Source organism: Brachybacterium sp. AOP24-D1-21, from assembly GCF_052378665.1.
In the GTDB taxonomy this organism is placed as follows: domain Bacteria; phylum Actinomycetota; class Actinomycetes; order Actinomycetales; family Dermabacteraceae; genus Brachybacterium.
Window position 1 is genome coordinate 2,675,042 of record NZ_JBQSXX010000001.1, and the last position, 23,933, is coordinate 2,698,974.

22 protein-coding genes and 1 pseudogene are annotated in these 23,933 nt (G+C 69.6%); 14 read left to right on the plus strand and 9 right to left on the minus strand.

The window, feature by feature from the left end; all coding sequences use genetic code 11:
- Window positions 1–343: 343 nt before the first annotated feature.
- The 3 genes from groL to ACT3UF_RS11990 all read left to right on the plus strand — a co-directional run bounded on the left by groL (window position 344) and on the right by ACT3UF_RS11990 (window position 4,180).
- Window positions 344–1,981: a chaperonin GroEL gene (gene groL / locus ACT3UF_RS11980; protein WP_444599054.1), complete on the plus strand. Its 1,638-nt coding sequence runs from the start codon at window positions 344–346 to the stop codon at window positions 1,979–1,981.
- A gap of 396 nt (window positions 1,982–2,377) precedes the next feature.
- On the plus strand, window positions 2,378–2,719 hold the full coding sequence (locus ACT3UF_RS11985; RefSeq protein ID WP_444608360.1) for an SRPBCC family protein: 342 nt from the start codon (window positions 2,378–2,380) through the stop codon (window positions 2,717–2,719).
- A 243-nt stretch (window positions 2,720–2,962) separates the two neighbouring features.
- Window positions 2,963–4,180, plus strand: coding sequence for an IS110 family transposase (locus ACT3UF_RS11990; RefSeq protein WP_444601612.1), 1,218 nt, complete (start codon window positions 2,963–2,965; stop codon window positions 4,178–4,180).
- 308 nt (window positions 4,181–4,488) lie between these two features.
- Here the strand turns inward: ACT3UF_RS11990 and ACT3UF_RS11995 are convergent, their stop codons facing one another.
- Complete coding sequence (locus ACT3UF_RS11995) at window positions 4,489–5,328, minus strand: CPBP family glutamic-type intramembrane protease (RefSeq protein WP_441443471.1); 840 nt, start codon at window positions 5,326–5,328, stop codon at window positions 4,489–4,491.
- A 319-nt stretch (window positions 5,329–5,647) separates the two neighbouring features.
- On the opposite strand from ACT3UF_RS11995, the gene ACT3UF_RS12000 reads away from it, so the two are divergent.
- The 4 genes from ACT3UF_RS12000 to ACT3UF_RS12015 are packed head-to-tail and all read left to right on the plus strand — an operon-like array spanning window position 5,648 to window position 8,684.
- A complete protein-coding gene (locus ACT3UF_RS12000) occupies window positions 5,648–6,748 on the plus strand; it encodes a TRAP transporter substrate-binding protein (protein WP_442332203.1) in 1,101 nt (366 codons plus the stop codon).
- Window positions 6,748–6,894 (plus strand): hypothetical protein, encoded by a 147-nt coding sequence (locus ACT3UF_RS12005; RefSeq protein WP_441443469.1) that lies wholly within the window; start codon window positions 6,748–6,750, stop codon window positions 6,892–6,894. The genes ACT3UF_RS12000 and ACT3UF_RS12005 overlap by 1 nt, the downstream gene beginning before the upstream one ends.
- A 3-nt stretch (window positions 6,895–6,897) precedes the next feature.
- On the plus strand, window positions 6,898–7,353 hold the full coding sequence (locus ACT3UF_RS12010) for a TRAP transporter small permease (protein WP_441443468.1): 456 nt from the start codon (window positions 6,898–6,900) through the stop codon (window positions 7,351–7,353).
- A gap of 2 nt (window positions 7,354–7,355) precedes the next feature.
- On the plus strand, window positions 7,356–8,684 hold the full coding sequence (locus ACT3UF_RS12015; protein WP_441443467.1) for a TRAP transporter large permease: 1,329 nt from the start codon (window positions 7,356–7,358) through the stop codon (window positions 8,682–8,684).
- A gap of 139 nt (window positions 8,685–8,823) precedes the next feature.
- On the opposite strand, the gene ACT3UF_RS12020 is transcribed toward ACT3UF_RS12015, so the two are convergent.
- Both ACT3UF_RS12020 and ACT3UF_RS12025 read right to left on the minus strand, forming a co-directional pair.
- Window positions 8,824–9,423, minus strand: coding sequence for a hypothetical protein (locus ACT3UF_RS12020; RefSeq protein ID WP_444608361.1), 600 nt, complete (start codon window positions 9,421–9,423; stop codon window positions 8,824–8,826).
- The gene (locus ACT3UF_RS12025) at window positions 9,420–10,424 is read right to left on the minus strand and encodes an LLM class flavin-dependent oxidoreductase (protein WP_441443465.1); all 1,005 of its coding nucleotides are present in this window, start codon (window positions 10,422–10,424) and stop codon (window positions 9,420–9,422) included. Before ACT3UF_RS12025 ends, ACT3UF_RS12020 begins: the two co-directional genes overlap by 4 nt.
- A 106-nt stretch (window positions 10,425–10,530) precedes the next feature.
- Here ACT3UF_RS12025 and ACT3UF_RS12030 point away from each other — a divergent pair, with 106 nt between their 5' ends.
- On the plus strand, window positions 10,531–11,502 hold the full coding sequence (locus ACT3UF_RS12030) for an MsnO8 family LLM class oxidoreductase (protein WP_444608362.1): 972 nt from the start codon (window positions 10,531–10,533) through the stop codon (window positions 11,500–11,502).
- 8 nt (window positions 11,503–11,510) lie between these two features.
- On the opposite strand, the gene ACT3UF_RS12035 is transcribed toward ACT3UF_RS12030, so the two are convergent.
- The gene (locus ACT3UF_RS12035; protein WP_444608363.1) at window positions 11,511–12,332 is read right to left on the minus strand and encodes a hypothetical protein; all 822 of its coding nucleotides are present in this window, start codon (window positions 12,330–12,332) and stop codon (window positions 11,511–11,513) included.
- 94 nt (window positions 12,333–12,426) lie between these two features.
- Here ACT3UF_RS12035 and ACT3UF_RS12040 point away from each other — a divergent pair.
- Window positions 12,427–12,819, plus strand: a pseudogene (locus ACT3UF_RS12040) (putative PEP-binding protein); the annotation flags it as partial.
- A 17-nt stretch (window positions 12,820–12,836) separates the two neighbouring features.
- Here the strand turns inward: ACT3UF_RS12040 and ACT3UF_RS12045 are convergent.
- The 4 genes from ACT3UF_RS12045 to ACT3UF_RS12060 form a co-directional block, all read right to left on the minus strand.
- Window positions 12,837–13,829 (minus strand): cation diffusion facilitator family transporter, encoded by a 993-nt coding sequence (locus tag ACT3UF_RS12045; RefSeq protein WP_442332200.1) that lies wholly within the window; start codon window positions 13,827–13,829, stop codon window positions 12,837–12,839.
- On the minus strand, window positions 13,826–14,185 hold the full coding sequence (locus ACT3UF_RS12050) for an ArsR/SmtB family transcription factor (protein WP_441443448.1): 360 nt from the start codon (window positions 14,183–14,185) through the stop codon (window positions 13,826–13,828). The genes ACT3UF_RS12045 and ACT3UF_RS12050 overlap by 4 nt, the downstream gene beginning before the upstream one ends.
- 181 nt (window positions 14,186–14,366) lie before the next feature.
- Entirely contained in the window at window positions 14,367–14,816 is a 450-nt protein-coding gene (locus tag ACT3UF_RS12055; RefSeq protein WP_441443447.1) for a rhodanese-like domain-containing protein, read from the minus strand.
- Complete coding sequence (locus ACT3UF_RS12060) at window positions 14,813–16,405, minus strand: DEAD/DEAH box helicase (RefSeq protein WP_441443446.1); 1,593 nt, start codon at window positions 16,403–16,405, stop codon at window positions 14,813–14,815. The genes ACT3UF_RS12055 and ACT3UF_RS12060 overlap by 4 nt, the downstream gene beginning before the upstream one ends.
- A 344-nt stretch (window positions 16,406–16,749) precedes the next feature.
- Here ACT3UF_RS12060 and ACT3UF_RS12065 point away from each other — a divergent pair, with 344 nt between their 5' ends.
- Both ACT3UF_RS12065 and ACT3UF_RS12070 read left to right on the plus strand, forming a co-directional pair.
- Window positions 16,750–17,769: a LacI family DNA-binding transcriptional regulator gene (locus tag ACT3UF_RS12065; RefSeq protein WP_441443445.1), complete on the plus strand. Its 1,020-nt coding sequence runs from the start codon at window positions 16,750–16,752 to the stop codon at window positions 17,767–17,769.
- 110 nt (window positions 17,770–17,879) lie between these two features.
- The gene (locus ACT3UF_RS12070; RefSeq protein WP_441443444.1) at window positions 17,880–19,829 is read left to right on the plus strand and encodes a glycoside hydrolase family 2 protein; all 1,950 of its coding nucleotides are present in this window, start codon (window positions 17,880–17,882) and stop codon (window positions 19,827–19,829) included.
- Between the two features lie 43 nt (window positions 19,830–19,872).
- Here the strand turns inward: ACT3UF_RS12070 and ACT3UF_RS12075 are convergent, their stop codons facing one another.
- Window positions 19,873–20,349 carry a hypothetical protein gene (locus ACT3UF_RS12075; RefSeq protein WP_444501768.1) on the minus strand — a complete coding sequence of 159 codons (477 nt, stop codon included), beginning with the start codon at window positions 20,347–20,349 and terminating at the stop codon, window positions 19,873–19,875.
- Window positions 20,350–20,739: 390 nt separating this feature from the next.
- Here ACT3UF_RS12075 and ACT3UF_RS12080 point away from each other — a divergent pair, with 390 nt between their 5' ends.
- From ACT3UF_RS12080 to ACT3UF_RS12090, 3 genes are all read left to right on the plus strand, one after another.
- Window positions 20,740–21,750, plus strand: a complete 1,011-nt coding sequence (locus tag ACT3UF_RS12080) for a GNAT family N-acetyltransferase (protein WP_444501767.1) — start codon at window positions 20,740–20,742, stop codon at window positions 21,748–21,750.
- 10 nt (window positions 21,751–21,760) lie between these two features.
- The gene (locus ACT3UF_RS12085) at window positions 21,761–22,795 is read left to right on the plus strand and encodes an alcohol dehydrogenase catalytic domain-containing protein (protein WP_441443441.1); all 1,035 of its coding nucleotides are present in this window, start codon (window positions 21,761–21,763) and stop codon (window positions 22,793–22,795) included.
- Between the two features lie 134 nt (window positions 22,796–22,929).
- A complete protein-coding gene (locus tag ACT3UF_RS12090) occupies window positions 22,930–23,925 on the plus strand; it encodes an RNase H family protein (protein ID WP_441443440.1) in 996 nt (331 codons plus the stop codon).
- Window positions 23,926–23,933 lie beyond the last annotated feature (8 nt).

The window sequence follows — 23,933 nt, forward strand, 5'->3', positions numbered from 1 at the left end:
CGTTCCGGAGGGCTCCGCAGCGCGGAGCTCTGACACAGGGCGAAGCGACTGCGACCCGACAGCGACTCGACCGATGTGTCCGCCATGAGCAGAGAGTTAGCACTCTCCGCCTTCGAGTGCTTATGATGATCTGGCACTCGGTGATCGAGAGTGACAGCGCCTCGTGCGCTCGAGCTCGCGCGCACCGGGGGCACGATCGGCAGGCGGTCCACCGCTTCGCCGACCACGAACATTCCGGCCCCGTGAGGGGGTCGCCGCTGTGGGACATGAACACGGCGTCGGCTCTCGTCCGTCGCGGGCACAGGGTCGGGTGGACACCACACCACACGGGAGAGATTCCACAATGGCCAAGCTCATCGCATACGACGAGGAGGCCCGGCGCGGCCTCGAGCGGGGAATGAACCAGCTCGCGAACGCCGTCAAGGTCACCCTCGGCCCCAAGGGCCGCAACGTCGTGCTCGAGAAGTCCTGGGGCGCGCCCACCATCACCAACGACGGCGTGTCGATCGCCAAGGAGATCGAGCTCGACGATCCCTACGAGAAGATCGGCGCGGAGCTGGTGAAGGAGGTCGCCAAGAAGACGGACGACATCGCCGGCGACGGCACCACCACCGCCACCGTCCTCGCACAGGCCCTCGTCAAGGAGGGGCTGCGCAACGTGGCCGCCGGCGCCAACCCGATCGCGCTCAAGCGCGGCATCGACAAGGCCGTGGCAGCCGTCACGGAGACCCTGCTCTCGCAGGCTCACGAGATCGAGACCAAGGAGCAGATCGCCTCCACCGCAGCCATCTCCGCCGCTGACCCGGCCATCGGCGAGCTCATCGCCGAGGCGCTGGACAAGGTCGGCAAGGAAGGCGTGATCACGGTCGAGGAGTCCAACACCATGGGCCTCGAGCTGGAGCTCACCGAGGGCATGCGGTTCGACAAGGGCTACATCTCGCCCTACTTCGTCACCGACGCCGATCGCCAGGAGACGGTCCTCGAGGACCCCTACATCCTGCTGATCTCCTCGAAGATCTCCTCCGTCAAGGATCTGCTGCCGCTGCTGGAGAAGGTCATCCAGTCCGGCAAGCCGCTCGCGATCCTCGCCGAGGATGTCGACGGCGAGGCGCTCGCGGTGCTCGTGGTCAACAAGCTGCGCGGCTCCTTCAAGTCCGTCGCCGTCAAGGCACCGGGCTTCGGCGATCGTCGTAAGGCGATGCTCGAGGACATGGCCATCCTCACCGGTGGCCAGGTCATCTCCGAGGAGGTCGGCCTGAAGCTGGAGACCGCCGGGCTCGAGCTGCTCGGCCAGGCCCGCAAGGTCGTCGTGACCAAGGACGAGACCACCATCGTCGAGGGCTCCGGCGACGCCGAGCGCATCGCCGGTCGCGTGTCCCAGATCCGCACCGAGATCGAGAACTCCGACTCGGACTACGACCGCGAGAAGCTCCAGGAGCGCCTCGCGAAGCTGGCCGGCGGCGTGGCCGTCATCAAGGCCGGCGCCGCCACCGAGGTGGAGCTCAAGGAGCGCAAGCACCGCATCGAGGATGCCGTGCGCAACGCCAAGGCTGCTGTGGATGAGGGCGTCGTCGCCGGTGGCGGCGTCGCGCTGCTGCAGGCCGGTGCCGACACCTTCAGCAAGCTCACCCTCGAGGGTGACGAGGCCACCGGGGCGAACATCGTCAAGGTCGCCATCGAGGCCCCGCTCAAGCAGATCGCGGTCAACGCCGGTCTCGAGGGCGGCGTCGTCGCGGAGAAGGTCAAGCACCTCCCCGTCGGCCAGGGCCTGAACGCCGCGACCGGTGTGTATGAGGATCTGATCGCCGCCGGGATCATCGACCCGGTCAAGGTCACCCGCTCCGCGCTGCAGAACGCGGCGTCGATCGCGGGCCTGTTCCTCACCACCGAGGCCGTCGTGGCCGACAAGCCGGAGCCCAAGGCCCCGGCCGGCGGCGGCGACGACATGGGTGGCATGGGCGGAATGGGCGGCATGATGTGATCTCCTGATCACGCCGCTCCCACCGGAGCACCGCAGTGCCCCGATCCTCTCCGGAGGGTCGGGGCACTGTGCTGTCCGGCCCAGCGGTATCCAGCCCTGCGCTGTCCGGTGGCCCTGCTGCCGCACTCCTCCCCATCCCCGGTGCTCACCCTGGGCCCTTGACCCTGTCTCGAGGGCAATGGCGAGCATCAGCAGTGCCGGGAGGCGGCACGACGCCGCCGACTGCGGGAGCAGGTCGCCCGGGAGCGAGCGGAGCATCTCGAGATGATGCTCGGAGCGAGGCCTCGATGACGAACCCGTGAACGGTCCGGGTGTCTCTGGTCGAGGTCCAGGACTGATCACCTGCTCCGCGCGGCCGCCAGCCACGACGCAGTCGGGCGCGGGGACAATGGAGCCATGACCTACGAGATGCAGGATTCGATCGTCGTCCCCTCCACCCCGGACGAGGTGTACGCGCTGATCAGCGACGTCACGCGGACGGGCGAGTGGAGTCAGCAGTGCCTGCGCTGCGAGTGGGACAGCGAGCAGCGAGGAGTGGGCGCCCGCTTCACGGGGTTCAACCGCACCCCGGAGCGCGAATGGCAGACCACCTCCGAAGTCATCGCGGCCACCCCGGGAGAGCACTTCGCCTTGTCGGTGGGACCCGGCCGTGCCCAGTGGGGGTACCGGCTGCGGCCGGCCGCGGGCGGCGGTACGGAGCTGACCGAGTACACGCTCACCCCGTTACCTTGTTCGTAGCCCCGGACCTCTCCGGGATCGGGGTTGCTGGCCTGTCGGGCCCGGCATGACTATTGCCCCCAGTCGTTCATGATCCGGGGGGTGTTGTCACCGGGTCCCGGTAGGCGTCAGAGGATCGCTGATAGGGACCAGACCAAGTCGCGCGAGGTCATGCCGGCAGGTCGGGCGTAACGTGGATGCCGAGCTCTGGGGCCGCAGGACAAGCCAGCTTCGTTCCTGCCCGCACCAGCCTTGGAGGACCTCATGATCTCCGAACACGACAGTGTTGACGTGTTCATCGGTATCGACGTCGGAAAGTCCGACCATCACGCCGTCGCGATCGACCGCAATGGCAAGAAACTCCTGGACCAGCCTCTCCCGCAGGACGAGGCGAAACTCCGGACCTTGATCAGCAAAGCTGCTGGCCACGGAACGGTCCTCGTCGTCGTGGACCAGCCCGCGACCATCGGCGCTCTGCCCCTGGCCGTCGCTCAGGACATGGGCGTTCTGATCGGCTATCTGCCCGGCCTCGCGATGCGTCGCATTGCCGATCTCCACCCCGGCGAAGCGAAAACTGATGCCCGTGACGCGGCGATCATCGCCGAAGCCGCCCGCACGATGCCTCAGACGCTGCGCTCGATCGCTCTGGCTGATGAGCAGGCCGCTCAGCTGAGCATGCTCTGCGGCTTCGATGATGACCTCGCCGGGCAGGTCACCGCGGCCTCAAACCGGATCCGCGGGCTGCTCACCCAGATCCATCCCGCTCTCGAGCGCGTCATCGGCAGACACCTTGACCATCCCGTCATGGCGGCCCTGCTGGAGAAATACCCCGGCCCGGCCGCTCTGAAAAAGGCTGGTCAGACCCGGGTCGCGACGTTCATGCGGAAGTATGCGCCTCGTGGCGGGAACCCCTGGGCCGCCGAGATCTTCGAGGCCTTAAGCGAGCAGACCGTGGTCGTGGCCGGCACCGACGCGGCCGGGGTCGTGCTGCGCCAGCTCGCGATCCAACTCGCCCAGCTCCGCACCGCCCGCGGTGAGGTCTTCGAACAGGTCGAGGCACTGGTGGCAGACCACCCTCTTCACGACCTCCTGACGTCCATGCCAGCGGTCGGCGTCAGGACAGCTGCCAGGATCATCACCGAGGTGACCGGCAAGCAGTTCGAGACCGCAGGACACCTTGCCTCCTACGCCGGGCTCACTCCCGTGACCTGGCGTTCCGGCACCTCCATCCGTGGAGACCACCCCTCCAGGCGAGGCAACAAGGTCCTCAAACGCGCCCTGTTCCTCTCCGCGTTCGCCGCGCTGAGAGATCCGGTTTCCCGCGCCTACTACGACCGGAAACGAGCAGAGAAGAAGCGACACAACCAAGCCCTCATCGCCCTCGCCAGACGCCGCTGCGACGTGCTCTTCGCGATGCTCCGCGACGGCACGTTCTACTCCCCACCGGCCATCCAGAAGACACCCACCGCGGCAGCCGCCTGACACCAACGAACGCCCTAAGATCCCGGCAACAGCACCATCCCGCCGGCAGCTCCAACGCGCCCCTCAGCCCCCTCAGATCCCGAGAGAACTTCGCGCTTCCCCTTGACGAAGAACATAGGGACACCCCCCCGTACTTCGAAGAGGTGTTCGCCGAACGCTACGGCGACCGCGCCGAGGAGGAGATCGCTGTGCGTCAGCGGGCCGCACGCACCGGGATCCCGGCGACGCTCGCCGCGATCCGTGAGGTGCTCGCCAGCCGCTGAGCAGGCCCTGCTCTGACCGGACGCGCCACGCCACGCCAGGCCTGGTCAGATCAGGAAGATCGGGATCACCCCGGGGTTGTGCGCGTGGACGATGGCGAGGAACACGATCACGTCGAAGAGCAGATGCACGACCAGCACGTACAGCAGCGAGCCGGTGCGGGAGAACAGCCAGCCCTGGAGCAGCGCGAAGGGGACGGTGAGCAGCGGCCCCCAGGCCTGATAGCCGAGCTCCCACAGGAAGGACACGAAGATGACCGCCTGCAGGAGGTTCGCCGTCCAGAGCCCGAAGTGGCGGCGCAGCAGCGCGAAGCAGGTGCAGATGAAGAACAGCTCGTCCCAGGTGCCCACGAAGTTCACGCCCACGAGGAAGCGTCCCAGCGCGCCGCTGTCCGTGATCGCCGGCCAGTTCTCGTAGGCGCCCGAGGTGATGAAGTAGTACGGCAGGATCAGCCAGCCCAGCACGGGCACGGCGATGATGTACCCCCACTGCCACCGATTCCACCTCTCGCCGGAGAGCCAGGGGAAGCGGATCGCCCGACGGCGCAGCACCAGACGGTCCACCAGCAGCGGCACTGCCACGGCGAGGAGCAGCACGGTCCCGATCGTGAAGAAGCGGTCCCAGTCCACATTCGCCTTCACCGAGGTGGTGGAGACGATCGCGATCCCGAGGCCGATCAGGGAGAGATCCTTGCCGAGCTCCCGGGAGAGGACGAAGGCGCCGAGCAGGCTGAGCGCGAGCAGTCCGTGGCCCCAGCCGGCGAGCTGGAGGCCGAAGAGGAGGAAGGCGGAGGCTGATACCCCGGCGGCAGGAAGCAGCCAGGTCGTCGGGGTGGGCGGCGCGGTGTCGACAGCGGTGACAGCGGTGGGGGTGGGCGGCGTTGCCATGGGCACCAGCATGCCAGTCGAGCGCTCGGTGGGACACAACTCACTACGGCCCGCCAGTGGCAACATGCGGCAAGTGGTGAGACCGGTTTCCCGGGCGCTGGCACCCTGTCCGTGGTCGAGCTTTTGATGCGACCGGGCACCGTCGCCATAGGGCACGGAGATTGCCCTCGGGTGGGCCCTCGGCAGGGTTCACCGCCGCGCATCACAGTGAGAACCCTGAGCGTCCCGCCGTCGGCCAGACCGGCTCGATGGTGGCGAACGCACGTCTGCGCCGTCCCCGGCGGTGCGGTACGGAGCGTCCCATTCGAGGAGGAATGCAGTGCGAACACCTTTCTCCCGCCGACGAGGAGCCCCCCGCTCGCTCGCCGGTACTCGTGCCGATGTGAGGGAGGGAGTGGGACGTCGCGGATTCCTCAAGTCCCTGCCCGTGGTCGGCGCAGGTGCTGCGCTGCTCGGCGGCTGTGCCTCCCAGGAGGGTGCAGTCACCGGTGTCGACCGGGTGCTGTCCATCTCCCTGGGCCAGGCGGAGTCCCACCCCAGCTACGGCTCGCTGGTCTCCTTCGGTGAGCGGATCGCGGAAGCGACCGACGGCCGCTACGGCGCCCGCGTGTACGCCAACAACTCCCTCGGCGACCAGCAGGAGACCGTGCAGCTGGTCTCCGACGGCGCGATCGACATGGCCGTCGTCTCCGGCACCCAGATCGAGAACTCCTCACCGCGCTTCCTGCCGATGAACGTCGCCGGGGTCTTCGACGACATCGACCACCAGAACCGGGTGATGCTCGACGAGTCGATCGTCGGCGAGCTCTTCGCATCGCTTGAGCCGCAGAAGCGGCTGTCGGTCCTGGGCGGCTACACCCAAGGCGGCCGGCACCTCTACACGGCACAGGGTCCGATCGAGTCCGTCGAAGATCTGGAGGGGCTCAAAGTCCGAGTCCAGGAGTCCGAGATCTTCCTGCGCCTGATCAGGAACATCGGTGGGGTTCCCACTCCGATGGCCTACAGCGAGGTCTACACCGGGCTGCAGGCGGGGGTGCTCGACGGTGCGGAGAACAATGAGATCTCCTACGTCACCCAGCGCCACTACGAGGTCGCCAAGCACTTCACGCTCACCAATCACCTGATCGGCTTCGACTTCCTGCTGGCCAACACCGACCTGCTCGAGACGATGGACGAGCAGGACTCGGTGGCTCTCCGAGCCGCCTGGGCCGAGACCCAGAGCGAGTTCGTCGAGATCTGGAAGCAGCAGACCGAGGACGCCACCGCGACGATGCTCGAGCGCGGAGTGGTCATCACGGAGCCGGACCCCGAGGTGTTCACCGCGATCATCGAGGAGACCGGCATCTCCCTGCTGGAGGACCCGGCGGACTTCGCCCTGTACGAGGCGATCCGCGGTGCGGCCGAAGGGGGCGATTCCTGATGTGGAAGATCCGTCAAGGGCTGCTCTCCGCCCTCAAGGTGCTGTGCATCGTGCTGTTCGCGGTGCTCGTGCTGGTCGTGGTGTGGCAGGTGTTCACCCGCCAGGTGCTCAGTGCCCCCAGCGCCTGGCCCACCGTCACCGCCTAGTACATGTTCGTGTGGTTGAGCCTGTTCGCCGCGACCCTGGTGTTCGGCGAACGTGGTCACATCGCGGTCGACGTGCTAGCGCAGCGCGCCCCGGGGCTCTCCCGCCGCGTGCTGGTCGTCGCCGTCCAAGCCTCGACGCTCGCCTTCGCAGCGCTCGGCATGGTGTGGGGCGGGCTGCGCGGGGTCGCGATGTCCTGGGAGCAGGTGATCCCGGGCTTCCCGTTCTCCGTGGGCCATATGTACCTCGCACTGCCCGTCAGCGGGCTGATGATCGCCTTCCTCGCGCTCGAAGATCTGCTGCTCGCTGTGCGAGGCGATGAGCTCGCACCGCTCGAGGAGACCGACGACGAGGCCGCCGAGAGCGCCGGAGCCGCCGCGGCGGCAGCCGTCATCCAGGATTCCGACGGGCAGTCGCTCCCGGACTCCGACCCCCGCACCGACACCGAGAAGGAGCGCTGATCATGGATCCCGCAATGCTCGCCGGGATCATCCTGATCATCGGCATCCTCGTCCTCATCGCCATCGGCGCCCCGGTCGCGATCGCCATCGGCCTGCCCTCTGTGGTGGCCCTGATCGCCGTCATCGGCATCGAGCCGGCCGTGTTCGTCTCCGCGCAGCGCATGTTCATGGGCGCGAATTCGTTCTCCCTGCTCGCGATACCGTTCTTCGTGCTGGCAGGCCAGCTGATGAACACCGGCGGAGTGGCCGCCCGGCTGATCGACGCGGCCAAGGTGCTGGTGGGCCGCATGCCCGGCTCGCTCGCCCAGACCAACGTGGTCGCCAACGCGATGTTCGGCTCCGTCTCCGGCGCGGCTGTGGCCTCTGCCGCAGCCGTCGGCGGGATCCTCAGCCCCCGGCAGCGCAAGGAAGGCTATGACCCGGCCTTCGCCGCCGCGGTGAACGTCGCCTCGGCGCCTTCGGGCATGCTGATCCCGCCGTCGAACACTCTGATCGTGTATTCGCTGGTGTCCTCGACCTCGGTCGCCACGCTGTTCGCCGCCGGTTACGGCCCGGGCGCGGTATGGATGCTGGCCTGCATCGCGATGGTCTGGATCATGACGAAGCGCCGCCCCGAGCTGGTGGGCAACGACAACGGTGCTGCCCGCGGCGAGCTCACCCTCGCCATGGCACTGCGCACCCTGCTGGCCGCGGTGCCGGCGGTGTTCATGATGGTCATCGTCATCGGCGGTCTGGTGGCCGGGTTCTTCACCGCCACCGAATCCGCGGTGATCGCCGTGGTCTACTCGCTGGTCCTCGGCTTCATCTACCGGGCGCTGACCGTCAAGAAGCTGCCCGCGGTGATCCTGGCGGCGACCCGCACCACCGCCGTGGTGCTGCTGCTGATCGCGGTCTCCGGAGTGCTGGGCTGGGTGCTCGCCTATGCGACCATCCCGCAGTTCATCGCCGGTGCCCTGCTGGGGGTCTCCAGCTCCCCGATCATCGTGCTGCTGCTGATGATGCTGGCGCTGCTGGTGGTGGGCATGTTCATGGACCCCACCCCGGCGATCCTGATCTTCACCCCGATCTTCCTGCCCGTCGCCCTTGAGCTGGGTGTGGATCCGATCCACTTCGGCCTGATGATGACGTTCAACCTGTGCCTGGGCACGATCACCCCGCCGGTCGGTGTGATCCTGTTCGTCGGCGCGAGGGTGGGCCGGATGAAGGTGGAGCCGGTGATCATGCGCTTGCTGCCCTTCTACGTGCCGCTCGTGATCGGCCTGCTGCTGATCGTGTTCGTCCCGCAGATCTCGATGTTCATCCCCGATCTGCTCGGGATGTCCAGCGAGTGAGGCTGCTCGCGACGGGGCCACGGCGTACGCGCCGTGGCCCCGTTCTCATGCTCGCGGTGTCGCCCGCGGCAGCGGCCTGCGGCAGCGGCCTGCGGCAGCGGCCTGCGGCAGCGACTCGCAGCAGCGACCTGCGGGCCGCTCACATGTCGAAGGCAGAGATGACGAGCTGATCGCCGCCGGGGCAGACCGCGAGGACGCCCAACCCGTCGCCGGCCGCGGTCCGGTTCTCATATCCCGGCTGGGTGAGGACCGGCATCACGGTGAGCCACTCCTCGGGGCAGGAGGAGAGGGCCTCCTCGAGCGGGCCGACGATCGCAGCGCGCAGCTCTCTGTCCGTGAGCCGCTCGGGCTCGCCGCCGATCGATCCTGCGGCAGCCTGTGACTGTGCGGTCGTGGCCAGCTCTTCGACCTCCGCCGGGGCCAGTGTCACCACAGCCTGCCACCAGTAGTCGTCCTGGGCGGGGATCGGGACCCGCTCGTGCGGATCAGTGAACTGGCCGCCGATCAGTGTGAGCTCAGAGGCCGTGTCCAGCGTGGGCAGGTGCTCGGCCACCAGCTCGGAGCTGGTCGTCAGGGAGTCAGGCAGGAACCAGCGCTCGCTGTCCTCGTCGTGAATCCATGGGTCGCCCTGCCCCGGGCGAGATTCTTCGAGTTCGCCGCAGCCGGTGAGCGCTGCTGCGGAGAGGCAGAGCAGCGCGAGCCATGCGGCGGGAGCCGCGCCTTGGTGGCGTCGTCTCACAAGCCCCACGCCTGCGCGAGCAGCTCGAGCGCGTGCAGCCGGTCCGCCGGGTCGTAGTAGTAGGCGGTGAGGATGAGCTCGTCGGCGCCGGTGGCGGCGACGATCTCCTCGAGCTGCCGGACCACTGTGGCGGGGGAGCCGACTGCCTTGATCGACAGGGTCTGGTCGACCTGTGCGATGAGCTGCGGCGCGGCGACCTCGTCGATCGGCCGCGGGGGCTGGATCTTCTGGCGCCGGCCGGTGACGACCCCCAGGAACATCTGCTGGAGGGTGGTGAACTGACGCTGCGCCTCCTCGTCGGTGTCGGCCACCACCAGGTTGACGCCGACCATGGTGCGCGGCGTCGACATCTGTGCCGAGGCGGCGTCCGGGTCGAAGTTGTCGCGGTAGACGTCGAGCGCGTGCAGGTACTGGAAGGGGGCGAAGTGCGAGGCGACGGAGAAGGGCATCCCCAGCTGAGCGGCCAGGCGGGCGCCATTGGCGGTCGAGCCGAGGATCCACATCGGCACCTCGGTCCCGCGGGCGACATCCGCGGTGATCGGCAGGGAACCGATGGGCACCTCGCGGGACCAGTCCCGCATCTGCTCGACGGCGGCGATGAAGGCAGACGGCTCCGCTGAGGTGCGCGCGAGGAGCTGAGCGGTGAGCTGGTCCGTTCCCGGTGCCCGACCCAGGCCCAGGTCGATGCGGTCGCCGTGGAACTGCACCAGGGTGCCGAACTGCTCGATCACCGTCAGCGGCGCGTGGTTGGGGAGCATGATCCCTCCGGAGCCGACACGGATGCGCTCGGTCAGGGAAGCCGCCCGGTCGATCAGCAGCGACGTGGCGGAGGACGCCAGGCTGTTGGTGTTGTGGTGCTCGGCGAACCAGAGCCGTTCGTAGCCGAGCCGGTCGGCGGCCTTCGCGCCGTCCATCGAAGCGTTGATCGCCTCGCGGGTCGTCATCCCTTCGGAGATGGAGACGAGATCGAGGATCGACAGCGGCACATGAGGAGCATTCATACTGCTCAGGCTATCGAGGGAGACTCTGCGGTGGCGGGCTCGGGGATGAGAGCTTCTCGACCTCCGATCAGGGAAGCTTCACGCGCAGCCAGGCGTTGGCCCCGGCATGAGGTTCTCTCTGCTCGACCGCTCCCGCACCCGCCATGGGCTTCCGGAGACCGCTGCTCTGGAGCATTCCGTCGAGCGTGCGATCGATGTCGAGCAGCTGGGCTATGAGCGGTTCTGGGTCGCAGAGCATCATGCGGTGCCCGGGATTGCGAGCGGTGCCCCGGCGGTGCTGCTGGCGGCGATCGGGGCCCGCACCCGCCGGATCAGGCTGGGCTCCGGAGGGGTGATGCTCCTCAACCATCGGCCGCTCGTGGTCGCCGAGCAGTTCCGCATGCTGGCCGCCCTGTATCCGGGCCGCATCGACCTGGGCCTCGGTCGGTCGCTGGGGTTCACCGAGCCGGTGCGGCACGCCCTCGGCCGCCTCGAGGCGAGCCCTGAGGAGTTCGCGCAGGAGATCGCCGATGTGCGGGCGCATCTCGAGGGCTCCGCCCCGCTGACCGCCCGGCCCGCCGACGCCGGCGAGGTGCCGATGTTCGTGCTCGCGACCGGCAGCGGGGTCGACACCGCCGCTGCGCTCGGCCTGCCGGTGGTGCTCGGCGGCCCCTTCCTGGATTCCCCGGAGCTGCCGGATCGGCTCGCCGCCTACCGCCGCCGCTTCCGGCCGCATCGTGGCAGCTCGCCGCAGATCATCGTCTCCGTCGACGCGCTGATCGCGGACACCGACGAGGAGGCTCGCGAGCTGGCGCTGCCGGAGGTCTGGGCGATGGCGCGCTCCCGCACCACGGGTCTGTTCGAGGCCCTCGAACCGGTCGCGCGGATCCGAGCGTCGTCCATGAGCGAGAAGGAGGCTCGCCGGGTGGAGAGGGGCCTGGCGGCGACAGTGGCCGGGACGGCGGCGACCGTGCGCCGACGGATCGAGGAACTGGCCGAGCGCAGCGGGGCCCACGAGGTGATGGCGACCGGCGCGACCTATGACCGGGAGGCGCTCAGGGCCTCGGACGAAGAGCTCGCGCGACTGCTGGCCGGCTGAGCCTCCGCTCAGCCGAGCTGCAGGCCGACGCTCAGCAGGATGTTCCCGAGCACCAGCACGCCCAGCACGATGAGGCCGCCGACGGGGACCGCGCGGAGCCGCAGCGGCTCAGAGGGCACCGCGGTGACGCTGCGGGCGAAGATGTGCGCCATCGGCGCGAAGACCAGGAGCGCCGTCCCCGCCGCGAGAATCGCGATCTGCGCGGAGGCCGGTATCTCGGCCGGGCTGATCGCGAGGTACACGATGCTCAGCAGCACCGAGACGGTCATCCCGTACAGCCACGGGAACAGCGTCATCGCATTGCGCAGGCGCGGATCGGCCCCGGCGTGGCGCGCCATGTGGGGCGCGAAGGCCCGGGCGTTGAGGAACATGCCGCCGATGCCGATCGCGAGCGCGAGGAACTGCAGCGGGAGGGATAGCCCGAGCAGCTGTGCGGCCTGCCCGGTGTCGCCGGCGCCGAAAGGAGTCAGGCACAGATACATGATGCCCTCCTGGACCGAGGTGAAGGCGAACCACAGCCACACCAGGTGCAGGAAGTCAGCACGCGCCCGCAGCGGGGTCCACAGCTGCAGCAGCACGCCGGTGACCAGGCTGAAGGCGGGGCCGACGAGCAGCGTCAGCACCTGATCGCCCTCCGGCGGAGAACCGCGGTCGATCACCCCGAAGGGGTACAGGACCGAGGCGTGTCCCAGCGCGAGCCCGGCGACCAGATGCGTGAGCTCGTGCACGAAGATCATCAGCGCGCTCGCGATGAGCGCGGCCACGAGGTTGTTCAGGAGCAGCGGTCGGGCGGAGGCCGGGGACGACTTTGCTGTGCGCCGGGTCACCATGGCGGCATCCTGTCACCGTTCATGGTGAGGCGCGCCGGGTTCCGACGAGCCGGTCCTGCTCAGATCGTCCCGCAGAGATCGAGCGCCGCCCGCGCTCGCGGGCCACGGGCTCGAGCGCGGGGTGAACGGGCTGCAGATCGTGATGATGTGCGAGGTGCCCTCGAATGCGCTCGACGCCGATGCCTTCCTCGACCATGTCGACGGATTCTCGATCGGGTCGAACGACCTCACTCAGCTCACCCTCGGGATCGACCGCGACTCCGAGCTCGTGGCCGGAGCCTTCGACGAGCGCGATCCTGCGGTGATCCGCCTGATCGACATGGCGATCGATGCCTGCCGGGCCCGGGGGAAGTACGTGGGGATCTGCGGACAGGGCCCGAGCGACCATCCCAAGCTCGCCGAGCATCTCAGGGCGAAGGGGATCTCGTCGATCTCGCTGAACCCGGACACGATCGTCGACACCTGGAAGCGGCTCGCCACGGTCTGATCGTTCGGCGCCGGGGGTCAGGGAGTGCCCGGCTCCGCCGGAGGCCGGGTCGGGTCGTGATCGTCGCCGTGGATCGGGACGTGCTGCTCGGGGATGTCCTCATAGGACGCCGGATCGGAGATCGGCTCGAGATGGGTGAGCACGGTGAGGTCCGGCAGGCAGTCGCGCAGCTCGTCCTCGAGCCCCTCGATGTAGTCGTGGCCGCGCTTGACGGTCCACTCGTCCGGCACCAGCACGTGCACGTTCATGTACTTCTGCTTGCCGGCCTCACGGGTCTGCAGCCCGTGGAACGTGATGGTGCCGTCGGTGCGGCGGCGCAGCACTTCGGTGATGACCTCGTGGTCCTCCTCCGGCAGCGCCTTGTCCAGCAGGCCTGAGACCGCCTCGTTGAGCAGACCGATACCGGTGACGATGATGTTCACGCCCACCGCGAAGGCGACCAGCGCATCCAGTCTCTCCCAGCCGGTCAGAGCGACCAGGCCCACCCCGATGAGGATCCCGGCGCTGGTGACCACATCGGTCATCAGGTGCTTCCCGTCGGCCCGCAGGGTGATCGAGTTGTGCTCCTTCCCGGCGCGCATCAGCACCAGCGAGACCCCGCCGTTGATCAGCGAGGCGATCACGACGATCACCAGGCCGATGCCGAGGTTCTCGAGCGGCCGCGGGTTGATGAAGCGTTCGACGGCGGTGACCATGATGACCGCGGCCGCCACGAAGATCATCAGCCCCTCGACGGCGGCCGAGAAGTACTCGGCCTTGGCCCGGCCGTAGAGGAAGCGCTCGGTGGCGGGGCGGGCGGCGACCGTCAGCGCGATGAGGGCGACCACGGCGGCGACCAGGTTCACCGTGGACTCCGCGGCGTCGGAGAGCAGGCCGACGGAGTCGGTCATCGCCCAGGCGCCCGTCTTCAGGGCGATGGTGATGACTGCGGCGACGATCGAGAGCCACGCGAATCTGCGCAGATCCACGCGCTTGCCCGCGGCAGGGGTGGTCGGAGCGGGGGCGGTCATGCGCGGGAATCCTTCGTGGTCGGATCGGGGGCGAGGGTGCCGTCGGGTGCGATGTGCTCGAAGATCTGCTCGACCAGGGAGAGGACGTGCGGATCTTCCACCGTGTAGTAGCTGTGGCGGCCCTCGCGGCGAACGGAGACGATCCCGGCCAGGCGCAGCTTGCTCAGATGCTGACTGGTGGTGGGCAGGCTGAGCCCGACCTTTTCGGCAAGGGTGCCCACATCGAAGTGGCCGCCGCTCATGAGGCGCACCAGATGCAGCCGTGAGGGGCTCGCCAGCAGGGCGAAGGTGTTCGCCGCGGCGGCGAGCTGCGGCGCGGTGGGGGAGGAGCCCGCAGGGGGTCCCGGAATCGTCATGGGTCCAGGATCCCAGCGGTTCCATAGTTGCGCAATAAGCGAAGTGAGGTTGTGGGGCATGCCGCAGTCGGGCGCTGGCGGGTGCAGGGAGCAAGACGACAGAGAGCAGGACGGCGGGGAGCGGACGATGCCCGAAGGTCGTCCTCTCCCCGCCGTCCTCTCCCCGCCGTGCAGGTGCGGGTCAGTCCACGCTGCGAGCGGGCTCCGCCTGGATCGGCAGGCCAGCATCGCGGTAGGCCCGGAAGCCGCCGATCAGATCCGTGGCACGGTGGAAGCCGAGGTCACGCAGGTCGCGGGCCGCGAGCGAGGAGTAGTACCCCTCGTTGCAGACCACGACGACCAGATCATCATGCTCCGGCCCGTCCGCCATCCGGTGCGCACTGCTCGGATCAAGCCGCCATTCGAGCACCAGGCGCTCGATGACGGTGGCTCCGGGCAGATGCCCCTCGGACTCCCGGGTCGCGGCCGAGCGGATGTCGATCACGTGCGCCCCCTGCGCCTGAGCGGTGAGGAGGTCCTCCGGCGTGAGCCGATGGACGCCCTGCCGGGCAGCCTCGAGCACCTCGTCGATGCTGTGCGGCGCAGGCGCTCCGGCGCGGCGTCGACCGCCGGCCGGGGCGGTGCTGCTCACCGCTTGCGACCGGAGGAGAAGGAGGCGAGACCGCCGCCGACGGAGTTGCCGGTGCCGCCGCCGTCGGAGCTCGTGGAGTAGCGGGACGGAGCGCCCTGGCCCTGACGGCGCGCGCCGGAGGCGCTGCCGCCCTGCCCGCCCTGGCCGCCACGGCGACCGCCGCCCTGACCGCCGCCGCCCTGACCGCCACGGCCCTGACCGCCGGCGCCCTGGCCGCGTCGGCCCTGACCCCCGCGACCCTGACCCTCGGTGCGGGTCTCCTCGCCCTGACCGCCACGGCGGGCGCCGCCGCCCTGACCGCCACGGCCCTGGCCGCCACCCTGGCCCCCGCGACCCTGACCGCCGGAGCGTCCGCGACGCTCCCCGTTCATGCGGGCCTGGTCGAGCTCGGGCTCGGGCTGGCGGGGCTCATGGGTGGCCACTCGCTCGCCCGGGGCGAGCGAGGACAGCACCGGGCTGGTGGGCTGCACCTGGGAGTGGTACGTGGGGGTGATCCCGGCCTTGCGCATCAGGTCGCTGACATCGCGCTTCTGATCCGGGGTCTGCACGGTGATCACGGTGCCCGATTCGCCGGCGCGGGCGGTGCGACCCGAGCGGTGCAGGTACGCCTTGTGCTCGACGGGCGGATCGGCGTGGACCACGAGGGCCACATCGTCGACGTGGATGCCGCGGGCGGCGATGTCGGTGCAGACCATCGTCGTCGCGGTGCCGTCGCCGAATGCCTCGAGGTTCCGGGTGCGGGCGTTCTGCGAGAGGTTGCCGTGCAGGTCCACCGCATCGACGCCGCGCGCGCTGAGCTTGCGGGCGAGGTTCTTCGCGCCGTACTTGGTGCGGGTGAACATGATGGTGCGCCCGGGTGCGGCGGCAAGATCACGCAGCACATCGAAGCGGGTGGTGGCGGCGACCTCGAGCACGTGGTGCTCCATGGTGCCCACCGGGCTGGTCGCCGGATCCGCGGAGTGGGTGACCGGCTCGTGGAGGAACTCCTTGACCAGCTTGTTCACCCCGGAATCGAGGGTTGCGGAGAACAGCATCCGCTGGCCCTTCGACGGCGTCTTGGCGAGGATCTTGCGGACCATGGGCAGGAAGCCCATGTCAGCCATGTGGTCAGCCTCGTCGATGACGGTGATCTCGACGGCACCGAGGTCCACGTGACCCTGGTTCATGAGGTCGAGCAGACGGCCGGGGCAGGCGACGAGCACGTCGACGCCGCTTGCGAGGGCCTTCACCTGGGGGTTCTGGCCCACGCCGCCGAAGACGACGGTGCTGCGCAGATCGGCGGCCAGCTCGAGCGGCTTCAGCGACTCGGCGAGCTGCGAGGCGAGCTCACGCGTCGGCGCGAGGATCAGGGAGCGGGGGCGGCGCGCGACGCGACGGCGGGGCTCCGCGATCAGGCGGGCCACCAGCGGCAGCAGGAAGGCGTAGGTCTTGCCCGAGCCGGTACGGCCCCGGCCCAGCACGTCCCGGCCGGCCAGCGAGTCGGGCAGCGTCGAGGCCTGGATCGGGGTGGGCTGGGTGATGCCTCGCGGCGCGAGCGCCTTGATGAGGGCGGCGGGCACGCCGAGGCGTGCGAAATCAGGGGTGGTCACGAAAGGTGATCCGTTCTGCTCAGTGCATCCCACCCGGGGCATCGTCGCACGGCACTGCCCAGGGGCAGTGATCCTCGGCCGACGCTGTCTCCGCAGCGGAGCCAGCCGATCGCGTGGATCGGGGCTGCCTGTGCGGGACCTGTGCCGCGGCGGGAGGACGGCACTGCCAACCACACTACGTCCAGGCCAGCTCGGTGGCGATGAAGCGGGCCCGTGGTGTGAGATACCACCGGGTCGCCGACGATGCGGTGGGATGTGCCGGGTGCCCGCGTTCTCACGTGGGACACAAGGGCACCCTCCGGTAGCCTCCTGCGCAAGCATTCATCCCGTTTCCAGGAGGGCCGATGACACGTCGCGTCAGCATCAAGGACGTCGCCCTGCACGCCGGAGTCTCCTGGAAGACCGTCTCCAATGTGGTCAATGATCGCCCCGTGGTGCGGGACGAGACCCGCGCCCGCGTGCGGCTGGCGATCGAGGAGCTCGGCTACGTGCCCAATCATGCGGGCAGGGAACTGCGCGGCGGGCCCACCCGGACCATCGCGCTGGTGGTGCCGGAGCTGCAGAACCCCTATTTCGCGCGCCTCGCCGAGCGCATGCAGGTCGCGGCTCGCGACCGGGGGTACACCGTCAGCGTCGAGGTGTCCCTGGGCAGCGCCCCGACGGAACGGGCCCTGGTGCGCGGCCACACGCCCCGGCCCGTGGATGCGGTGATCATCTCCCCCTCCGCGCTGGTGCCGGCCGATCTGCTCCCCTCCGGCGGGCCCCGGGTGGTGCTGCTGGGCGAGATGCTGCCCGCAGCACCGGAGGTCTCCCATGTGGCGATCGACAATGCCGCCTCAGCCGCCGACGTGGTGCGCCACCTGGTCGATCAGGGGAGGCGGCGACTGCTGTTCCTGGGCGGCGACGGCGCCGTCCGCTCCACGGCCACCGACCGCCTCACCGGATTCCGGGCCGCACTGCGATTCGCCGGGGTGCCGATCGTGCCCGAGCTGATCCGCACCGTGACGAAGTGGAGCCGCGAGGCCGGGTGGCGAGAGCTGGAGGCCGTGCTCGCGGCCGGGCTCGAGGTGGACGCGGTGGTGGCCGGCAACGATCTGCTGGCCCTGGGCGCTCTGCGCGCGCTCGCCCAGCGCGGCGTCGCCGTGCCCGAGCAGGTCGCGGTGGTGGGGTGGGATGACATTCCGGAGGCCACCTGGGCATCCCCCTCGCTGACCACGGTGGCCCCGGACCTCGAGGCCCTGATCTCCGCCGCCCTGGATGCCGCACTGGCCGAGGCTGGAGGAGCGGCGTCAGGCGGCGCGGAACTGGTGGTCGGGCACCGACTCATCGAGCGCGGATCCACCGGCGTCCGAGAGCAGGATTGATTGCGAGGGCATCCCACGGGAAGGCTGAATTCCCACGTTGCAATCCCAGGCGAGATGCGCTTGACTGGACGCGCCCGATCAGTGCCGATCTCGTGCCGAGGAGCCGCCCTATGACCGCTCAGACCCCCACCCTGCCCGCGCAGCTCGCCGCCCTGTTCGCCCGGGCCGATGAGCTCGCTGCCATCCTGGACGCCCCGCCGTCGGCCGCTGGAGTCCCCCGGCCCGAGCATCCGCGGCCCCAGTTGCAGCGCCCCGCCTGGCTGAGCCTCAACGGGACCTGGCAGTTCGAGATCGACCAGGGCGACTCCGGTCGGGAGCGTGGGCTGCTGGAGCGCGAGCTCGCGCAGACGATCACCGTGCCCTTCGCGCCGGAGACCGAGGCCTCCGGGATCGGGAACCGCGATTTTCTGAACGCCGTCTGGTATCGGCGCACCGTCACCATTCCCGCAGACTGGGACGGCTTGCGCCCGATCCTGCGCTTCGAGGCCGTCGACCACGACACCACGGTCTGGGCCGACGGTGTCGAGGTGGCCCGCCACCGAGGCGGCTTCACCCCCTTCGCGGCGGACCTCTCGAGCGTGCCCGGCGTCGGCCCCGGCTCCGAGGTGGAGATCGTGGTCCGTGCCCGCGACCCGCATGACGTCCCCCAGGCCCGCGGCAAGCAGTCCACCTGGTTCCACGCCACCCACGCCAGCTACCACCGCACCACCGGCATCTGGCAGAGCGTCTGGCTCGAGGGCGTCCCCCTCGACGAGATCCGCTCCCTGCGGATCGTCCCCTCGCTCGGCGGCCGTGCCTTCTCCCTCACCGCGCCGCTTGCGCGCACCACCGGCGGCACGCGCCTTGAGGTCGTCGCCTCCGTGCCCGGCGGCGAGGAGGTCGCACGCGCCGAGGTGCGGGCTGATCTCGATCTCGCCCCGCACCTCCAGCTGGTGATCCCCGAGGATAAGGTGCGGATCTGGGGACCCGGTGCCCCGGAGCTGTACTCCCTCACCGCGCGCCTCCTGGACGCGGACGGCGCGGTGCTCGATGAGGTCCGTTCCTATGCGGGCCTGCGCGCGACCACCCTGCGCGACCACGAGTTCCGGATCAACGGTGAGAAGGTCTTCCAGCGCCTCGTGCTCGACCAGGGCTACTGGGAGGAGACGTTCATGACCTCCCCGGCCGACGAGGCGATGACCACCGACATCCGCCTCGCCCTCGAGGCCGGGTTCAACGGCGCCCGCCTGCACCAGAAGGTCTTCGAGCAGCGGATGCTGTTCTGGGCGGATCTGCACGGCTACCTGGTCTGGGGCGAGTTCGGGGACTGGGGCATCTCCGGCCACGGCCCGATGGGCGACAACCAGCAGCCCACTGCGACGTTCATCGGCCAGTGGATCGAGGCCGTCGAGCGGGATCTCAGCCATCCCAGCATCATCGGCTGGTGCCCGCTGAACGAGACCCATCAGGTGAGGCATGACCAGCTCACCCAGCTCGATGACGTCACCCAGGCGATGTACGACGCGACCAAGCTCGCCGACCCGTCCCGCCCGGTCCTGGACGCCTCCGGCTACTCCCACCGGGTGCGCGGCGCCGACATCTATGACTCCCACTCCTACGAACAGGATGTGGAGCGCTTCCGCGTCGAGCAGTCCGGGCTGGCGGACGGCACCCCCTGGGCGAACCGTCGCGAGCTCGCCCCGGATGAGATGCCCTTCGCCGACGGGACCTTCTCCCTGCCCTTCGCCGGCCAGCCCTATTTCGTCTCCGAGTACGGCGGCATCTGGTGGAACGAGCAGGAGGCCCGGGAGGCACAGGAAGCCGAACGCGCTGGCAACAACGCCGCCGAGTCCTGGGGCTACGGCGAGCGGGTGCGCAGCGAGGAAGAGCTCTATACGCGGTTCGAGGGACTCACCCGGGTGCTGCTCGAGGACCCGCTCATGTTCGGCTACTGCTACACGCAGATGACGGACGTCTTCCAGGAGAAGAACGGCGTGGTCGACTTCGACCGCGGCCGCAAGCTCGACCTCGCCCGACTGCGTGCGGTGCAGGAGAAGCCGGCTGCGTACGAGCAGGACTGAGCATCGCGGTGCCGGGGCGTCGTGCCGACGTCCCGGCGAGGGCTCAGCCCTGGCCCACCAGGGTGACGACCATGACCGGCGAGGCCTGCGCGAGCCAGACCCGGGTCCGCCACCCGTCGACGGCGATCTCGCCCGCCGCCGCAGGGCACTCCACGTAGTCCTCCTCGCCGAGCTCCTGAGCCAGCTCGTCGACGACGTCCGGCACGCTCACGGACCCGTCCGGGCATAGCGCACGGAAATTGTTCATGACCTGGTCAGTCGTGCTCAGGCAGGCATCGACCCAGTACGTCGAGGGGCCGGGGGCCCCGGAGCCCAGGGTCCCCGAGTACCAGAGGAACTCGGCGTCCTCGGGCAGATCTCTGGTTCTTTTCTGCACTGGTGCAGGATCGGTCTGCGCGGACTTGTCGATGTTCTTCGCCGGCACGGGGACCTCCTCGGGATCGAGCAGTGAACAGGATGTGAGGGCGAGCGATGCGATCACGCCCGCGATGACGCGGCGGGGGAATCGGGGATCATTCATGGCGCACTGATCGTGGCACTGTCCGGAGCTTCGCCTTCCAGCTGGCGAGACTCATGTGGTCGCCGATACCCATGTGATCGCGTCCTCCCCCTTCATTGCTCCCCAGAGCTCACCATGATTGCTGATCCCAATGATCGATGCCGCATGGAGAAATACTCACCAGGTCTCCGAGCTCGGGTACTTACTTGTAGACATTTACGCTTGTGGACACTTACGACACCCTCCGCAAGGAAATCGTCTCCGCTCCTCCCTCGACGACGCCGCCGAGATCGTGCAGCCGGTACTCACAGAGCACGGATCCGGGGAGCTGCGGGATGTCGCGCAGGAGGGCGTCGAACGGCATCTCATCGCCTGCCTGCGGTGCCCGCGGCACCCGACTACGCTGTTCCGGTGACCTCCACCGACACCGTGATGACCCGCAGCCCGCTCACCCTTGACGACGTCCCCGCGCTCACCGCGCTGATGAATCGCATCGACGTGGCGGATGAGCTCGGTGAACCTGCCGAGGAGCCCAGCATCCGGGAATGGCTCACGATGCCCGGGCTCGATCTGAGCGAGGACACCCTCGCGCTCCGCGATGGGGATGAGCTGATCGGCTTCGCCGCCGTCGACGTCCACACCTCGCTGGACCGCGACGGCCGCGTGCGCTGCCAGCTGATGGGTGGGGTCGATCCCGCCCACCGTCGCCAGGGCCTGGGTGCGGAGCTGTTCGAATGGGCCGAGAGCCGCGCCGCGCAGCTCGCCGCCGAGCGTCACTCCGCGGAGGCCGACGCGATCTTCCGTGTCTCCGGAGGCCGTGACCCGGACCTGGACGCGCGGGAGGACGCCCCGCTCACCGGCGGCGCCGACGTGCGCCCGCTGATCGAACGGCGCGGCTACCGCCGGGCCCGCAGCTGGCTCGTCATGGTCCGCGACCTCCCCGGGGCGGCGCTTCCCTCCTTCGAGCGGGAGCAGGTGCAGGTGATCGCGCCCGAGCACGATCACGCCGAGGCCACCCGGCTCGCCCATATCGATGCCTTCGCCGACCATTGGGGCTCGGCTCCGGTCCCGCCGGAGCGCTGGAACATCTGGTGGTCCTCCCACACCGCTCGTCGCGAGCTCTCCAGCATCGCGCTCGACGCGGAGGGCACCGTGCTCGCCTACGTCATCACCTCGGAGGACAAGCCCGGCGTGCTGCACATCGCGCTGGTGGGCACCCGCCCCGGGGCACGTGGCAGGGGCCTTGCGCGGGCGGTCATCGCCCGCACCCTCGCCGCGGCGGCCGACGCCGGATATGCCAAGGCAGAGCTCGAGGTCGACGCCGAGTCCCTCACCGGTGCGACCCGCCTCTACGACGCCCTCGGCTTCGCCCGCGACGCTGTCTACGGCACGTTCGAGAAGCCTGTCGGCCGACTGGTCTGAGGAGCACCCGATGAGAGCAGTCCGCTTCGAGACCTACCGAGGAACGCCCGAGCTGGTCGAGGTACCGAGCCCCGTCTGCCCGCCCCGCGGCGCAGTCGTCACCGTGCACGCCACCGGCGTGTGCCGCAGCGACTGGCACGCCTGGCAGGGACACGACGATTCCGTGCAGCTGCCGCACATCCCCGGCCATGAGTTCGCCGGCGTCGTCGCCGAAGTCGGGGAGGAGGTGACCCGCTTCGCGCCCGGTGACCGCGTCACCGCCCCGTTCATCCTCGCCTGCGGGCAGTGCGAGCAGTGCCTCGCGGGCGCCCCGCAGGTGTGTCCCCAGCAGCGCCAGCCCGGTTTCGACTTGCCGGGATCCTGGGCCGAGCAGGTGGTCGTGATCGAGGCCGACCACAACCTCGTCGCCCTTCCCGACGGGATCGACATGACCCTCGCCGCCGGGCTCGGCTGCCGGGTGGGCACCGCCCACCACGCTGTGCGTGCACAGGCCGACGTGCAGCCGGGGGAGCAGGTCGTCGTGTTCGGCTGCGGCGGGCTGGGCCTGGCCTGCGTGATGGTCGCGCTCGCCGCGGGCGCCGAGGTGGTCGCGGTCGACGTCTCGCCCCGCGCCCTTGCCGCTGCCGAGGCTCTCGGCGCCGCTGCGCTGACCTCGTCGCCGGACATCGCCGCCCGGGTGCGGGAGGTGACCGGTGGCGGCGCTCACGTCAGCCTCGATGCGCTCGGCTCCGCCGCGACCGCCCGCGCGGGGATCGAGTCACTGCGACCCCGCGGCCGGCACGTGCAGGTGGGGCTGCTGCTGGGGGAGGACGCCGACCCCGCCCTGCCGATCGGCCGCGTGATCGCCCAGGAGCTGCAGATCCTCGGCAGTCACGGCCTCGCCGTCGCCGAATACGGCGAGCTGCTCGCTGATGTTGCGAGCGGTCGACTGGATCTGGCAGGGACCGTCGGCCGTGTGATCGACGCCGCCGAGCTGCCGGCGGCGATGGTCGCGATGGACCAGCCGCCCACCACCCCGGGGATGACCGTCGCTCGCTGGCGCTGAGATGCCTGGGTGGGATGGATGCCCGGGCGGGAAGTGCGTCGCCCAGGCACTGCAGACCACGGCCGGGGTGAGGAACGCCGCGACCGGCCCCGCCGTGCCCGGCCGAACTCGCCTGCTGTGGAAGCATTGAGCGCATGACCATCACTGCAGCAGCCGACGGCTCCGCCCTCGGCAATCCCGGCCCGGCCGGCTGGGCCTGGTACATCGACGAGGACACCTGGCGTGCGGGCGGGTGGCCCCACGGCACCAACAACATGGGCGAGCTGAAGGCTGTGCTCGATCTGCTCGAGGCCACCGCCGTCGACGCCGACCAGCACCTGCACATCCTGTGCGACAGCCAGTACGTCATCAACTCGGTCACGAAGTGGATGCCGGGCTGGAAGCGCAAGGGCTGGCGCAAGAAGGACGGCAAGCCGGTGCTGAACGTCGAGCTGTTGAAGGACATCGACCGTGCCCTCGCCGGGCGCAGCGTCGAATTCGAATGGGTCAAGGGCCATTCCGGCCATGCCATGAACGAGGCTGCGGACAAGCGCGCCAACGCCGCCGCGACGGCTTTCCAGAGGAAGCAGGACCCGCAGGTGGGCCCCGGCTATCCCGGCGCGGATGCTGCGCCGTCAGCTCCAGCCGCCGCAAAGGTCTCTCCGGAGGCCGCCGCGGGCGCGCCCAGTGCCGCCGCCCCGGCTGATGACCTCTTCAGCCTCTTCGACGAACCCGCCGCCCAGCCGACCCCGGCGAGCTGCTCGACCGCATCCGAGGAGACGGTGCTGGTGGCCGACGCGCCCGGCGCGACCGACTTCGAGCAGATCACCGCACGCGAGCTCGCACTGCTCAGCGCGACGTTGCGCGCGGATCCGCCGAGCGCCGCCGAGCTGCTGCACCCGGACTTCAGCGAGGTCGGTGCGAGCGGGCGCCGCTACGACCGCGACGAGATTCTCGCCCACCTCGCACCCTTGGAGGCCATCGAGGCGGAAGAGTTCATCGCCGACGAGATCGCCCCCGGCGTGGTGCTCCTGCAGTACTCGACCCATGGGCAGGGCGACACCGTGCACCGCAGTTCGCTGTGGGTGCGCGAGAACGGTCGCTGGCTGCTGCGCCACCATCAGGGCACCCGCGCCAGCGCAGGTCGCTGAGTCGCACC